The 12,703-nt window shown below is 52.5% G+C and carries 17 protein-coding genes; 11 read left to right on the top strand and 6 right to left on the bottom strand.

Annotation, left to right across the window (positions count from 1 at the left end):
- Positions 1–115 precede the first annotated feature (115 nt).
- Together JK231_RS00915 and JK231_RS00910 are read right to left on the bottom strand one after the other, a co-directional pair.
- Positions 116–337, bottom strand: coding sequence for a YgdI/YgdR family lipoprotein (locus JK231_RS00915; RefSeq protein WP_058962298.1), 222 nt, complete (start codon positions 335–337; stop codon positions 116–118).
- A gap of 175 nt (positions 338–512) precedes the next feature.
- Positions 513–692, bottom strand: coding sequence for a hypothetical protein (locus JK231_RS00910; protein WP_034821992.1), 180 nt, complete (start codon positions 690–692; stop codon positions 513–515).
- A gap of 202 nt (positions 693–894) precedes the next feature.
- On the opposite strand from JK231_RS00910, the gene JK231_RS00905 reads away from it, so the two are divergent.
- Positions 895–1,224 (top strand): hypothetical protein, encoded by a 330-nt coding sequence (locus tag JK231_RS00905; RefSeq protein WP_034821995.1) that lies wholly within the window; start codon positions 895–897, stop codon positions 1,222–1,224.
- A 60-nt stretch (positions 1,225–1,284) separates the two neighbouring features.
- Positions 1,285–1,836: a hypothetical protein gene (locus JK231_RS00900; protein WP_211727794.1), complete on the top strand. Its 552-nt coding sequence runs from the start codon at positions 1,285–1,287 to the stop codon at positions 1,834–1,836.
- A gap of 25 nt (positions 1,837–1,861) precedes the next feature.
- Here the strand turns inward: JK231_RS00900 and JK231_RS00895 are convergent, their stop codons facing one another.
- On the bottom strand, positions 1,862–2,068 hold the full coding sequence (locus JK231_RS00895) for a DUF2767 family protein (protein WP_211727793.1): 207 nt from the start codon (positions 2,066–2,068) through the stop codon (positions 1,862–1,864).
- A 183-nt stretch (positions 2,069–2,251) separates the two neighbouring features.
- On the opposite strand from JK231_RS00895, the gene JK231_RS00890 reads away from it, so the two are divergent.
- The gene (locus JK231_RS00890; protein ID WP_034822005.1) at positions 2,252–2,500 is read left to right on the top strand and encodes a DUF883 family protein; all 249 of its coding nucleotides are present in this window, start codon (positions 2,252–2,254) and stop codon (positions 2,498–2,500) included.
- A gap of 32 nt (positions 2,501–2,532) precedes the next feature.
- Here the strand turns inward: JK231_RS00890 and JK231_RS00885 are convergent, their stop codons facing one another.
- Both JK231_RS00885 and JK231_RS00880 read right to left on the bottom strand, forming a co-directional pair.
- On the bottom strand, positions 2,533–2,730 hold the full coding sequence (locus JK231_RS00885) for a hypothetical protein (protein WP_211727792.1): 198 nt from the start codon (positions 2,728–2,730) through the stop codon (positions 2,533–2,535).
- 100 nt (positions 2,731–2,830) lie between these two features.
- A complete protein-coding gene (locus tag JK231_RS00880; protein WP_034822012.1) occupies positions 2,831–3,028 on the bottom strand; it encodes a DUF6404 family protein in 198 nt (65 codons plus the stop codon).
- Between the two features lie 206 nt (positions 3,029–3,234).
- Between JK231_RS00880 and JK231_RS00875 the strand changes: the two genes are divergently transcribed.
- Complete coding sequence (locus JK231_RS00875) at positions 3,235–4,491, top strand: mechanosensitive ion channel domain-containing protein (protein ID WP_211727791.1); 1,257 nt, start codon at positions 3,235–3,237, stop codon at positions 4,489–4,491.
- A gap of 59 nt (positions 4,492–4,550) precedes the next feature.
- Here the strand turns inward: JK231_RS00875 and icd are convergent, their stop codons facing one another.
- Positions 4,551–5,801, bottom strand: a complete 1,251-nt coding sequence (gene icd, locus JK231_RS00870; protein WP_038647536.1) for an NADP-dependent isocitrate dehydrogenase — start codon at positions 5,799–5,801, stop codon at positions 4,551–4,553.
- Positions 5,802–5,932: 131 nt separating this feature from the next.
- Here icd and rluE point away from each other — a divergent pair, with 131 nt between their 5' ends.
- The 7 genes from rluE to phoQ all read left to right on the top strand — a co-directional run bounded on the left by rluE (position 5,933) and on the right by phoQ (position 12,693).
- Positions 5,933–6,571, top strand: a complete 639-nt coding sequence (gene rluE / locus JK231_RS00865) for a 23S rRNA pseudouridine(2457) synthase RluE (RefSeq protein ID WP_249221582.1) — start codon at positions 5,933–5,935, stop codon at positions 6,569–6,571.
- A gap of 45 nt (positions 6,572–6,616) precedes the next feature.
- Complete coding sequence (locus JK231_RS00860; RefSeq protein WP_097119197.1) at positions 6,617–7,090, top strand: NUDIX hydrolase; 474 nt, start codon at positions 6,617–6,619, stop codon at positions 7,088–7,090.
- Positions 7,091–7,131: 41 nt separating this feature from the next.
- Entirely contained in the window at positions 7,132–8,244 is a 1,113-nt protein-coding gene (gene mnmA / locus JK231_RS00855; RefSeq protein WP_200571360.1) for a tRNA 2-thiouridine(34) synthase MnmA, read from the top strand.
- Between the two features lie 35 nt (positions 8,245–8,279).
- Positions 8,280–8,921 carry a high frequency lysogenization protein HflD gene (gene hflD / locus JK231_RS00850; RefSeq protein ID WP_200571356.1) on the top strand — a complete coding sequence of 214 codons (642 nt, stop codon included), beginning with the start codon at positions 8,280–8,282 and terminating at the stop codon, positions 8,919–8,921.
- Positions 8,922–8,965: 44 nt separating this feature from the next.
- Positions 8,966–10,336 carry an adenylosuccinate lyase gene (gene purB / locus JK231_RS00845; RefSeq protein WP_097119194.1) on the top strand — a complete coding sequence of 457 codons (1,371 nt, stop codon included), beginning with the start codon at positions 8,966–8,968 and terminating at the stop codon, positions 10,334–10,336.
- A gap of 224 nt (positions 10,337–10,560) precedes the next feature.
- A complete protein-coding gene (gene phoP / locus JK231_RS00840) occupies positions 10,561–11,229 on the top strand; it encodes a two-component system response regulator PhoP (protein ID WP_034822036.1) in 669 nt (222 codons plus the stop codon).
- A 3-nt stretch (positions 11,230–11,232) separates the two neighbouring features.
- On the top strand, positions 11,233–12,693 hold the full coding sequence (gene phoQ / locus JK231_RS00835) for a two-component system sensor histidine kinase PhoQ (RefSeq protein WP_058962308.1): 1,461 nt from the start codon (positions 11,233–11,235) through the stop codon (positions 12,691–12,693).
- Positions 12,694–12,703 lie beyond the last annotated feature (10 nt).

Here is a 12,703-nt window from a genome sequence, read left to right as displayed (position 1 = left end):
TTAGATGATGATTTCGTTGGATTTTATACAGAGAAGCGTAACACAGAAAAAAACGTTAAAACGAATAATGGCCCGTTGAGTACGGGCCTGCAAGGATAGAAGGGTAAAGGAAACGTTAGTTAACCGAGTTCATATCTTTGATTTGATTACGGTTTATCTGCTGTTCTTTACCATCAATATCTTTGTAAGTAATCATGCCGGTATCTTCATCCACTTTAGGTTTACCCTGCACCACAATGGTTTGCCCATCGGTGGTGTGCATGACGTGATCGGATGCGCAGCCCGCCAGCAGTAGGCCGAGGCTAAAAGTACCGATTAAAAGCAATGTCTTTTTCATCTCATCCTCCTTTTGGATTCATTGTCAGGTTTAGCACAGCGCGCAGTAATGTGAACCAGGAGAAAGATTAATCTGTGCAGAACAATCGCTGCGCATCAGCCGATATCGACTGAGCAGCAGCTATATTGCATGGATTTCCATCGCAAACGGATGGGGAAGGAATGACCGAAAGGGATTACTCTGCTGCAACCTGTGCGGCGACTAACATTAACGCCAGACCCGCATCTTCCGGATCGAAGCCTTGCATCACTTCTTGTATGGCCGCTACACAGTTCATTACCTGCTTTTTTTTGTCGGCTTCTAATTTATCAATCGCGTGCTGAAGAATCATTAAACTGGCTTCTTCTTCTTTCATAGATTTGCCCTTGTTTTGCTTACCTGATGCGCAACGCTGGCAAGAATAACGTTTAACTGCTACCAAAGTCACCCCTTTACATTCTTACCGCTTAACGATTAGGCAAATGACAAATGGGAAGCGGTGCCAGACCTGCTATGATCAGCATATCAGTGGGCATTGACGGGCCACTGCAAACAAGGAATCGAACCAGGACAGGATCATGTTGCGAATCACGGTAGTACTCACCCTTTTATTATTGGCTGGTTGCAGCTCCACGCCTAAAGGTGTCGACTGCCCGGGCGAAGTCGCGACTATTTATGGACAATCAATGGGGCAGACGCAGGCGCGCATCTTCGATTTGGTGAATGCCTTTACGGTCACGCGTGATGGCGTGGCGGTGAAAAGTGGCACATTGCACTCCAGCGATCGTTTCCAGTATGTCCCTTCTGCCGTGACGCCTGAGGGCTTCACCGCTCAGCGGCTGTCAGATAAGCAATTCCGTCTGATCAACCCTTATCAGAACACCATGATTACCTGGACGTGCCCTTAAACGTGCTTAGCCGGGAAAGATGGTTTATTGTCAGGCTTCCTCACGCTGCGGACCTGTACTATGGAAAAGAGTCTGGACAATAACGGCTACATCGATTTCCCCTTCCCCGCTTCCACCAACGCGGATGGTTCGGTGAATCCTTGTGGATTTGACCTCACGCTGCAGACCGATCGCATCGACGAAATCTCAGCGGGTAAACATTCCGAAAATTTACGGCGTTTACTGGAAGAGGTGAATTTGCAGGAAGGGGTATTTATGACCTTAGCCTGTGACTGGCAGCAGCGTGATGACGGCGTGTGCGGATTTATCGATGTGGCATTACGCCCGGCGCTATCGAGTGGCAGCAGTGAGGAGACGCAAAGTCTGGATCAGGCATTTGAACTCTATCTGAGCCGACAAGAGAAGCAGCACAACATGCAGAGCGGCACCCTGGTCAATTACGCCCGCGCCGTGCTGGATTGGGGCTGGTCACCTTTGCATCAGCGTCATATGCGCTATGAGAAAGTCACCGTTCGCTATTATTGTCAGCAAGCCGACGATGCCGAGTGGTGTTTCGATCATCTACGCCATTTTTTAGTGACCTGGTATCCGGCTTATCGCGGAAATCCCTAAGGGCGTCTCGTGACACCCTTAGGGATTAGGGTTTGACCAGACGAATCGCATGCTCCAGCATCCGCTGTTCGTCGCGTTCATCATGCGCGCGATGATGGCGGGTTCGCTGCAATAAATCGGTGATTTCAGCGCGTTTAGTTTCGTGGCCACATTCGGATAGGACAATCACCGCGTCGCCAATGACCCGACACACTTCATCGTAATCGTCTTCATTTAATACATCACGTTTCATCTCTCCTCCTGGTGTGACACGGCCTGATTTCCGCAAATCAAAAGGCCTGCTACTTCGTTTAAGCCTGGACAGAGTTCAACAATCCTGCAAACCACTGTTACAACCTCGTTGGCCTGCGGGTTGCTGGTCTGAAAATCTGTGACTACGCTGAATCGTAATATTCACAACCAGCAGGGAGTCATCATGACTGATAAAGCGGAAGCAAAATTGAATGAAGCAGCGGGCGCAGTTGAAGAAAAAATCGGGGAATGGACCGGCTCTCGCAAACATCAGGCTAAAGGTGCCGCGCGTCGTTATCCCGCGCAAGCCAGTTATGCTGTGCAGGATGCAGCAGATTGCGTGGTCAAATCGGTACGTGATAATCCGGCAACCGGCCTGGCGGTAGCGGCCAGCATCGGCATTATTGTCGGTTTCCTGCTGGGCAGGAAATAGGCGGCGATAGGGGGCCTTCCTGGCCCCAACGCTTATTGATGATGACCGGCCTCATCCAACCTTTCCTGAATATGTTCATCCGGCGTCTCTGCCACATCAGCCGTGCTGTTATTCACATCCAGATGACGCCCCTGGTGCACAGAGATATTCACTGGCACGTCAGGTAATTGCGCACAGCTGCCAAATGACACCAGTAAAAAGAACCACGCCGCTAATGACGTCTTTGCCATCTTCACTTCCACCCACACTGTTTTGAGTCGGGCCAGATTGCCTGACAGAGTGCAAATTAGCGTCAGTGCTGCGCAAAGCTGTGTGGGGAGATGTGAGCAATCAGGCTTGCGAACGGCGTGCTTTGAAGCGCGCCACCATGGTCATCAATGCCTGATAAATCAATCCAGCGTACAAGCTTTTCACCACCACCATACTGATGGCCTCACCCTGCGCCTGCCACGAAGTGAACCACATGAAAATGCCCCACAGCAACGAAAACAGCAACCAGCCCTTAACGAATTTTATGACACCTTGCATACCACCTCCAGAATCTGAAGCGCAGAACATAGCGGGTTTTGCCGGAAAAGGCACGACGAGGGGTTCATGGATGCTATCTGTTTCAAAGTTTTGCGAAATGTATTGTCAGGCGCGAACCGCCGTTAAGAAATTGCGCACTTGTCGCATACAGTATGATCACAGTTTGTGATTGAATCCCCGCCATCGTTGTCAGGCATGTTGTGAATATGAATTATTTAAGCGATATCCAGAAATTTATTGAGAGTAACACCCTGCTATCCACCACTTTTAGCTTGCTGCTGCTGGTGATCGCGGGGATGGTGACGCATCTGGTCTGCAAATTCTTTGTGGTGAAGGTGGTGCGCAAGGTCTTCTTCAGCACACACAAAAAACAGGTTCCACTTGATAAAGATGTGCGGCTATCTGAAAAGCTCTCAAACTTTATTCCGGTGATCACGGTCTATTACCTGCTGCAGTTTATGCCAGATCTGCCCGAGCATCTGCTGATTGCTATTAAGACTATCTGCGGCATTTTGTTCTTTGTTTATCTGTCGCTGTTCTTCACAGAAGTGCTGGAGATTGTTAACAACTCCTACTCCCGCAAATCAAAGCGTAAGAATCACTCGATCAAGGGCTATATTCAGGTCGGCAAGATCCTGGTGCACATTATTTCGGCGATCATGATTCTGGCCATTATGTCGAATAAATCGCCAGTGATTATTATCTCGAGTTTGGGTGCGGTTGCTGCGGTATTGATGTTGGTGTTCCAGCACACCTTAATGTCGCTGGTGGCGAATATTCAGGTGTCATCCAACGATGTGCTGCAACTTGGTGACTGGATTGAGATGCCGGATAAAGGCATTAGCGGCGAAGTGATTGATATTGCATTGCACACCATTACGCTGCGTAACTGGGATAACACTTTGTCACGCATCCCGACGAAAAACTTCCTCACCGAAACCTATACCAACTGGCAGGCGATGTTCTCCTCCGGCGCGCGCCGTATTATGCGTAGCTTCCACCTCGACCAAATGTCGATTCGCTTTCTCGATCACGAACTCATTCAGCAGATGAGCCAGATTCGCGGTGTTAACGAGCAGCTTTCAGCGTTAATGGATGGCCGTGACAGCAATGCCGTGGGTGACCGCTGGTTTGCCGAAAACGGCATGACCAACTTGACGGTGTTCCGCAAATATCTCACCGCGTGGCTGTCGCAGCGCGATGATATTAAGCAGGATATGTATATCGTGGTGCGCACCATGAAGCCCTCGCCGGAAGGTTTACCGGTAGAAGTCTATTGCTTCACCTCGTCGATATTTTGGGTGGAGTATGAGAACTCGCAGTCAGCGATCTTCGAATATATCTATGCGATTGTCGGCCAGTTTGGCCTGCGCATGTATCAGCATCCGGGCGGCAATGATTTCTGGCGCTTGTCGCAGCAGCATGCGTCATCCGCCAAATCTGTTGAACAGCAGGCCGATTAACTTAGCGCATAAAAAAACGGGAGCCATAGGCTCCCGTCTCAATTTCTGGCTGGCAGAAATTACATGTTCGCGATGATCGCGTCACCAAACTCTGAACATTTCAGCAGTTTAGCGCCATCCATCAGACGCTCGAAGTCATAGGTCACGGTCTTAGCAGCGATTGCGCCTTCCATGCCTTTAACAATCAGGTCTGCAGCTTCGAACCACTCCATATGACGCAGCATCATTTCTGCGGACAGGATAACGGAACCTGGGTTCACTTTATCCTGGCCAGCGTACTTAGGTGCCGTACCGTGGGTTGCTTCGAACAGTGCGCACTCGTCACCGATGTTCGCGCCAGGTGCGATACCGATACCACCAACCTGTGCCGCCAGGGCATCAGAGATGTAGTCACCGTTCAGGTTCATACAGGCGATAACGTCGTATTCTGCTGGACGCAACAGGATCTGCTGCAGGAAGGCGTCAGCGATCACGTCTTTCACGATGATCTCTTTGCCGGTGTTCGGGTTTTTGAACTTCATCCACGGGCCGCCATCGATCAGCTCGCCGCCGAACTCTTCTTTCACCAACTGGTAGCCCCAGTCTTTGAATGAGCCTTCGGTGAACTTCATGATGTTGCCTTTGTGAACCAGGGTCAGAGAATCACGATCGTTGGTGATGGTGTACTCAACCGCAGCACGCACCAGACGTTTAGTGCCCTCTTCAGAGCACGGCTTCACGCCGATACCACACTGCTCAGGGAAGCGAATTTTCTTCACGCCCATCTCTTCGCGCAGGAACTTGATCACTTTGTCCGCTTCTGGTGTGCCCGCTTTCCACTCGATACCCGCATAGATATCTTCTGAGTTCTCACGGAAGATCACCATGTCGGTATCTTCTGGGCGTTTAACCGGGCTTGGGGTGCCGGTGTAGTAGCGAACCGGACGCAGACACACGTACAGATCCAGCTCCTGACGCAGCGCCACGTTCAGAGAACGAATACCGCCGCCAACTGGCGTAGTCAGTGGGCCTTTGATGGCAACGCGGTACTCTTTGATTAAATCGAGGGTTTCTTGCGGCAGCCAGACGTCCTGGCCGTAAAGTTCTACTGATTTCTCACCAGTATAAATTTCCATCCAGGAAATTTTGCGCTCGCCGTTGTAGGCTTTCTTCACAGCGGCATCAACCACTTTCAGCATAACAGGGGAAACATCAACGCCGATGCCATCACCTTCGATGTAAGGAATGACTGGGTTATTCGGAACAGTGAGTTTGCCCTGAACCAGGGTGATTTTTTGACCTTCCGCCGGAACAACTACTTTGCTTTCCATCAACCTCTCCTTCGAGCGATTTTTTGTTAATGATTTGTAAGATGCGGGTCAATACTACTTGAATATTTCCGCTACGCCAATCACCGCAGTTTCGCGTTATAATGCGCCGATTGTTTCTGACTGCAAAGCCCATGCGAAAAACTTCTCAACGAATTCACCAGGATAAGCGTCCAAACACCGCAGCACGCCAGCCCGTGCGCCGTGACACACGTCCAAAAGGACCGCGACGCGTCATACTCTTTAACAAACCTTTCGATGTTTTACCGCAGTTCAGTGATGAAGCGGGACGCCGCACGCTCAAGGATTTCGTGCCGGTTAGCGACGTTTATGCCGCCGGCCGCCTCGATCGCGACAGCGAAGGTTTGATGATTCTGACCAACGATGGCGCGCTACAGGCGCAACTTACGCAGCCCGGAAAGCGCACCGGAAAAATCTATTATGTGCAGATTGAAGGTGCTCCACAGGAATCAGATTTATCCCTGTTACGCAACGGCGTCACCCTCAATGATGGACCTACGCTGCCTGCTGGCGTGGAATTAGTGACCGAGCCAGCGTGGCTGTGGCCGCGCCAGCCGCCGATCCGCGAGCGTAAAGCGATCCCGACCAGTTGGTTGAAAATCACCCTGTACGAAGGACGTAACCGTCAGGTGCGGCGCATGACGGCGCATATTGGTTTTCCCACCTTACGCCTGATTCGCTTTGCCATGGGCAAATATCAACTGAACGATTTAGCCCTGGGAGAGTGGCGCGATGTCAGTGCCAACGTTTAGATCACGACTTTTCAATAACTTTTAGTTAACAATTTCGGAGGAAGGATGTTTAAACCTCATGTAACCGTAGCCTGTATTGTGCAGGCACAAGGCGAATTGCTGGTGGTTGAAGAGCGTGTTCACGGCCGCATTACCTGGAATCAGCCGGCGGGTCATCTCGAAGCCAATGAAACGATTTTAGAAGCGGCGCAGCGTGAGTTGTTTGAAGAGACCGGCATTGACGCTCAACCTGAGTATTTCCTCGGTGTGCAGCAGTGGATCGCGCCTGACGATACACCTTTTGTGCGTTTCCTGTTTGGCCTCGATCTGCCAGAAAAATGCGAGACGTCCCCGCACGATCGCGACATCGATTGCTGCTGGTGGCTGCCGCCAGAGCAGATTCTCACTGCGAATCGCCTGCGTTCACCGCTGGTCGCCGAGAGTGTTCGATTGTGGCAACAAGGCGCGCGTTATCCGCTGCAACTGGTGGCGCCGTTCCAATGGCCGTTTCACGAAGGTGCGCGCCCGGCTTCGGCATGATAGAATGCGCCGCCTGTTTTTATCGTAATTAAGAGTGCGTCATGTCTGACAACAGCCAGAAAAAAGTGATCGTCGGGATGTCCGGCGGCGTCGATTCTTCCGTATCCGCCTGGTTACTGCAACAGCAGGGCTATCAGGTTGAAGGCCTGTTCATGAAGAACTGGGAGGAAGACGACGGCGAGGAGTATTGCACCGCCGCTGATGATCTGGCTGACGCTCAAGCCGTGTGTGACAAGCTCGGCATGAAACTGCACAAAATCAACTTCGCCGCTGAATACTGGGACAACGTGTTCGAACACTTCCTGGAAGAGTACAAAGCGGGCCGCACGCCAAACCCCGATATTCTGTGCAATAAAGAGATTAAATTTAAAGCCTTCCTTGAATTCGCGGCTGAAGATCTCGGTGCAGACTTCATCGCCACCGGCCACTATGTGCGCCGCGCCGATGTGAATGGCACCAGCCAGTTACTGCGCGGTCTCGACGGCAATAAAGATCAGAGTTACTTCCTCTACACCCTTAGTCATGAGCAGATTGCGCAAAGCCTGTTCCCGGTAGGTGAGTTGGAGAAACCCGAAGTCCGTCGTATCGCTGAAGAACTGGATTTGATCACCGCGAAGAAAAAAGACTCGACCGGCATCTGCTTTATCGGCGAGCGCAAATTCCGCGACTTCCTTGGCCGTTACTTACCTGCGCAGCCGGGTGAAATCGAAACCGTTGACGGTGAGATTGTCGGTGAGCATCAGGGTCTGATGTATCACACGCTGGGCCAACGCAAAGGATTGGGTATTGGTGGTCGCAAAGAGAGCAACGACGATCCCTGGTATGTGGTGGATAAAGACGTGGCGCGCAATCGTCTGGTGGTGGCTCAGGGTGCGGAACATCCACGCCTGATGTCTGTGGGTCTGATTGCTCAGCAACTGGATTGGGTCGATCGCCAAACGATGACGGCCCCGCTGCGCTGCACGGTGAAAACCCGTTATCGCCAGACCGATATTCCATGCGAAATTATCCCGCTCGATGCCGAGCGTATTGAAGTGCGTTTTGACGAGCCGGTTGCGGCCGTCACGCCTGGCCAGTCGGCCGTATTTTATCTGGGTGATGTTTGCCTCGGCGGCGGCATTATTGAACAGCGCCTGCCATTGGCAGAAGCCTGAGGTCGGCGCTGCCGACGCGATGACAGGAGTTAAGCGTGGCCAAGAACTATTATGAGATAACGCTCGCGCTGGCGGGTATTTGTCAGTCCGCGCATCTGGTGCAGCAATTAGCGCATCAGGGCAGTTGCAACAATGCCGCATTAACCGTGTCGCTGCGCAGCCTGCTGGATCTGAACCCCGGCTCAACGCTGGCGGTATTTGGCAATGATGAAGCGAATCTGCATCTCGGCCTGGAATCGCTGATGGCGGTGTTGAACAGCGGCAGCCGCCAGGGTGCCGGGGCCGAACTGACACGTTACACCCTGAGTATGATGGTGCTGGAGCGCAAATTGCACGGCAACAACGCGGCGCTGAACACCCTTTCTCAGCGTATTGCGCAGCTTGATCGCCAACTCGCGCATTACGAGCTGGAATCTGAAACCATCACCAGTGCCATGGCAGGGATTTATGTCGATGTCATTAGCCCACTGGGTCCGCGCATTCAGGTCACCGGTTCGCCGCAGGTATTACAGAATTCTCAGGTACAGAGTAAAGTGCGTGCCACCTTACTGGCAGGTATTCGTGCTGCTGTACTGTGGCAGCAGGTTGGCGGTGGCCGCCTGCAGCTGATGTTCTCGCGCCAGCGTCTGCTGCGTGAAGCCAAAACCATTTTATCCCGGCTGGGCCCGGCGTATTAAGCGCCGCCCTGCCCTAATTTGTTAACGATTCAGGAGTTGCACTGATGGAATTATCCTCTCTGACCGCCGTCTCACCTGTCGATGGCCGTTATGGCGATAAAGTCAGCCCGCTGCGCGCCATTTTCAGCGAATACGGTTTGCTGAAATTCCGCGTTGAGGTTGAAGTTCGCTGGTTACAGAAACTGGCTACGACCGCAGAGATCAAGGAAGTTCCTGCATTTGATGCTGACGCAAACGCTTTCCTTGATGCCATTGTCGCCAATTTCAGCGAAGAAGACGCGGCGCGCATTAAAACCATCGAACGCACCACCAACCACGACGTTAAAGCGGTTGAGTACTTCCTGAAAGAGAAAGTGGCCGATATCCCTGCGCTGCATGCGGTATCCGAGTTCATCCACTTCGCCTGTACTTCTGAAGATATTAACAACCTTTCTCACGCGCTGATGCTGGAAACCGCTCGCCGTGATGTCATCGTGCCTTTCTGGAACAAAATCATCGATGCGGTGAAAGGTCTGGCGCAGGAGTATCGCGATATCCCGCTGCTGTCGCGTACGCATGGCCAACCCGCTACGCCATCCACCATGGGTAAAGAGATGGCTAACGTCGCTTACCGTATGGAACGTCAGCTGCGTCAGTTGAGCAAAATCGAAGTGCTGGGCAAAATCAACGGCGCGGTCGGCAACTATAACGCCCACATCGCTGCGTATCCGGAAGTGGACTGGCATCAGCTGAGCGAGCAGTTTGTCACCTCACTGGGCGTCACCTGGAACCCGTACACCACGCAGATCGAACCGCATGACTACATCGCAGAACTGTTTGATTGCATCGCGCGTTTCAACACCATCCTGATCGACTTTGACCGTGATATCTGGGGTTACGTAGCTCTTAATCACTTCAAGCAGAAAACCATCGCGGGCGAAATTGGTTCTTCCACCATGCCGCATAAAGTGAACCCAATTGACTTCGAAAACTCAGAAGGCAACCTCGGTCTGGCGAATGCGGTGATGCAGCACCTGGCGAGCAAACTGCCGGTTTCCCGCTGGCAGCGCGATCTCACCGACTCTACCGTGCTGCGTAACCTCGGCGTCGGCGTGGGCTATGCGCTGATCGCTTATCAGGCGACGTTGAAAGGTATCTCTAAACTGGAAGTGAACCGCGATCGTCTGCTGGACGAACTGGATCACAACTGGGAAGTGCTGGCCGAGCCGATCCAGACCGTAATGCGCCGCTACGGTATCGAGAAGCCATACGAAAAGCTGAAAGAGCTGACGCGTGGCAAACGTGTAGATGCAGCCGGTATGCAGGCCTTCATCGACAGTCTCGAACTGCCGGAAGAAGAGAAAGTGCGTCTGAAGCAGATGACACCGGCCAACTATCTCGGCCGCGCCATTCAGATGGTTGATGATTTAAAATAATCATTAAGGGTGTGCCTGCGCGCACACCCTACCCTTTCCCTCAGGCAGTCGAGCACCAGCAAATCGGCAAGTGCATCAATCCCTTGTTGCCTGTGTCCGAAATGAATGCTCGCCGCTTTTTGCTGCTGTCGTTCAAACAATGACAATCAAGTGTTGTTCTCTTGTTTAGCTCGCTTAACATATACTCTTGCCATCATCACTGAGTTTGAAGGTAAGGAAATTCTATGCGTGTTCTGGTTGTGGAAGATAATGCACTGCTGCGTCATCATCTCGCCGTGCAGTTACGTGAAATGGGTCATCAGGTGGATGCTGCCGAAGATGCCAAAGAAGCCGACTATTTCCTGCAGGAACACATTCCCGACATTGCGCTGGTCGATTTAGGCTTGCCTGATGAAGATGGCATGTCGTTGATTCGTCGCTGGCGCGGCGATGCTGTGCGTCAACCGATTCTGGTGTTGACGGCACGTGAAGGCTGGCAGGCTAAAGTGGAAGCACTTGAAGCCGGTGCCGATGACTACGTCACCAAACCTTTCCATATCGAAGAAGTCGCTGCACGTTTGCAGGCGCTGATGCGTCGCAACAGTGGACACGCTTCGCAGATCATTGCGATGCCGCCGTTCCAGGTTGATCTGTCACGTCGCGAAGTCACCGTCAATGATGCACCGGTCAAACTCACCGCCTTTGAGTACACCATTGTAGAAACCTTGATCCGCAACGCCGGAAAAGTGGTCAGCAAAGATTCGCTGATGCTGCAACTCTATCCCGATGCCGAACTGCGCGAGAGCCACACCATTGATGTTTTGATGGGACGCCTGCGTAAAAAGATTCTTGCGCTCCATCCGACCGAAGTGATTAACACCGTGCGCGGCCAGGGCTATCGCTTTGATCTCTGATTTATGAATTGGCTGAATCGCTTACGTCCTTTCTCATTACGCGCCCGGTTTTTACTGGCGACTGCCGCTATTGTCCTGTTTCTGTCGCTCTCCTACGGCATGGTAGCCGTAGTCGGCTATGTGGTGAGTTTCGATAAAAACACCTATCGCGTGATGCGCGGCGAGAGCAACCTGTTCTTCACCCTGGCGCAATGGCAAAACAACAAGCTGACCATTGCCCAGCCAGAGCGGATGACGCTCAATTTCCCGACGCTGGTGTTCATCTACGATGAACACGGCAAGTTGCTGTGGCAGCAGCGTGATGTGCCTGACATCCGCAAAAACATTCGGCGTGAGTGGCTGCTCAAGCCCGATTTTTATGAAATTGACACCACAAATCGCACCAGTCTGGCCGCCATCGGCAACAACTCCGAGGTCAAAGAGCGGTTACATCAACTGGACAGCGACAACAACGACACCTTTACCCACTCGGTCGCCGTCAACCGTTACGATGCCACCACCAACTTACCGGCACTGACCATCGTCGTGGTGGATTCCATCCCTCAGGAACTGCAGCACTCGGATGTGGTGTGGTCATGGTTTAGCTATGTGCTGGCAGCAAACCTGCTGTTAGTGATTCCGCTGCTGTGGCTGGCCGCGCACTGGAGCCTGCGCCCTATTGGTGATTTAACCGCGCAGGTGCGTGAACTGGAAACGGGTCATCGCGAGAATCTGGATGACAATCCACCGCAGGAGTTGCGCAGCCTGGTGCGAAATCTCAACCTGCTGCTGACCAATGAGCGCCAGCGCTACACGCGTTATCGCACCACCCTGTCTGATTTAACGCACAGCCTGAAAACCCCGCTGGCGGTGTTGCAGAGTACCTTGCGCTCCCTGCGCAGCGGCAAGGAGCTCACCGTGGAGCAGGCCGAGCCGGTGATGCTGGAGCAGATTAGCCGTATTTCACAACAAATTGGCTACTACCTGCATCGAGCCAGTATGCAGGCCGATCATAATCCGCTGCAGCGCGATCTGCATTCGGTGTCGGCACTACTGGATAGCCTTTGCTCGGCGCTGAATAAGGTTTATCAGCGCAAAGGGGTCGAAATCACCCTGGATATCTCCCCCGAGTTGACCTTTATCGGCGACCAAAATGACTTTATGGAAGTGCTGGGCAATGTGCTGGATAACGCCTGCAAATACTGCCTGGAATTTATTGAGGTCAGCGCACGACAAACCGATAAGGCACTGCATCTGTTTATTGATGATGACGGCCCCGGCATTCCTGAAAGCAAACGCGATCTGATCTTCGTGCGCGGTCAGCGTGCCGATACGTTACGTCCCGGCCAGGGCCTTGGCTTAGCCGTGGTCCGCGACATCCTCGAACAATACGCCGGTAAGGTGATCGCCAGCACCAGCCCACTAGGCGGTGCCCGCATGGAAGTGATTTTCCAGCGTCAGGAAGTTGAACATCACCGCGAGTAGAAAGGCCTGC

This window comes from Pantoea sp. JGM49, from assembly GCF_018257655.1.
Lineage (GTDB): Bacteria > Pseudomonadota > Gammaproteobacteria > Enterobacterales > Enterobacteriaceae > Pantoea > Pantoea communis.
This window is presented reverse-complemented; position numbering and strand designations above follow the sequence as displayed.

Bases quoted from the DNA above. Each gene is read 5' to 3' on its own strand.
- JK231_RS00905 (WP_034821995.1), top strand. From the start codon at position 895: ATGTTGCGAATCACGGTAGTACTCACCCTTTTATTATTGGCTGGTTGC.
- phoP (WP_034822036.1), top strand. From the start codon at position 10,561: ATGCGTGTTCTGGTTGTGGAAGATAATGCACTGCTGCGTCATCATCTC.
- icd (WP_038647536.1), bottom strand. From the start codon at position 5,801: ATGGAAAGCAAAGTAGTTGTTCCGGCGGAAGGTCAAAAAATCACCCTG.
- JK231_RS00900 (WP_211727794.1), top strand. From the start codon at position 1,285: ATGGAAAAGAGTCTGGACAATAACGGCTACATCGATTTCCCCTTCCCC.
- JK231_RS00910 (WP_034821992.1), bottom strand. From the start codon at position 692: ATGAAAGAAGAAGAAGCCAGTTTAATGATTCTTCAGCACGCGATTGAT.
- JK231_RS00895 (WP_211727793.1), bottom strand. From the start codon at position 2,068: ATGAAACGTGATGTATTAAATGAAGACGATTACGATGAAGTGTGTCGG.
- mnmA (WP_200571360.1), top strand. From the start codon at position 7,132: ATGTCTGACAACAGCCAGAAAAAAGTGATCGTCGGGATGTCCGGCGGC.
- rluE (WP_249221582.1), top strand. From the start codon at position 5,933: ATGCGAAAAACTTCTCAACGAATTCACCAGGATAAGCGTCCAAACACC.
- JK231_RS00875 (WP_211727791.1), top strand. From the start codon at position 3,235: ATGAATTATTTAAGCGATATCCAGAAATTTATTGAGAGTAACACCCTG.
- JK231_RS00885 (WP_211727792.1), bottom strand. From the start codon at position 2,730: ATGGCAAAGACGTCATTAGCGGCGTGGTTCTTTTTACTGGTGTCATTT.
- JK231_RS00890 (WP_034822005.1), top strand. From the start codon at position 2,252: ATGACTGATAAAGCGGAAGCAAAATTGAATGAAGCAGCGGGCGCAGTT.
- purB (WP_097119194.1), top strand. From the start codon at position 8,966: ATGGAATTATCCTCTCTGACCGCCGTCTCACCTGTCGATGGCCGTTAT.
- JK231_RS00860 (WP_097119197.1), top strand. From the start codon at position 6,617: ATGTTTAAACCTCATGTAACCGTAGCCTGTATTGTGCAGGCACAAGGC.
- JK231_RS00880 (WP_034822012.1), bottom strand. From the start codon at position 3,028: ATGCAAGGTGTCATAAAATTCGTTAAGGGCTGGTTGCTGTTTTCGTTG.
- JK231_RS00915 (WP_058962298.1), bottom strand. From the start codon at position 337: ATGAAAAAGACATTGCTTTTAATCGGTACTTTTAGCCTCGGCCTACTG.
- phoQ (WP_058962308.1), top strand. From the start codon at position 11,233: ATGAATTGGCTGAATCGCTTACGTCCTTTCTCATTACGCGCCCGGTTT.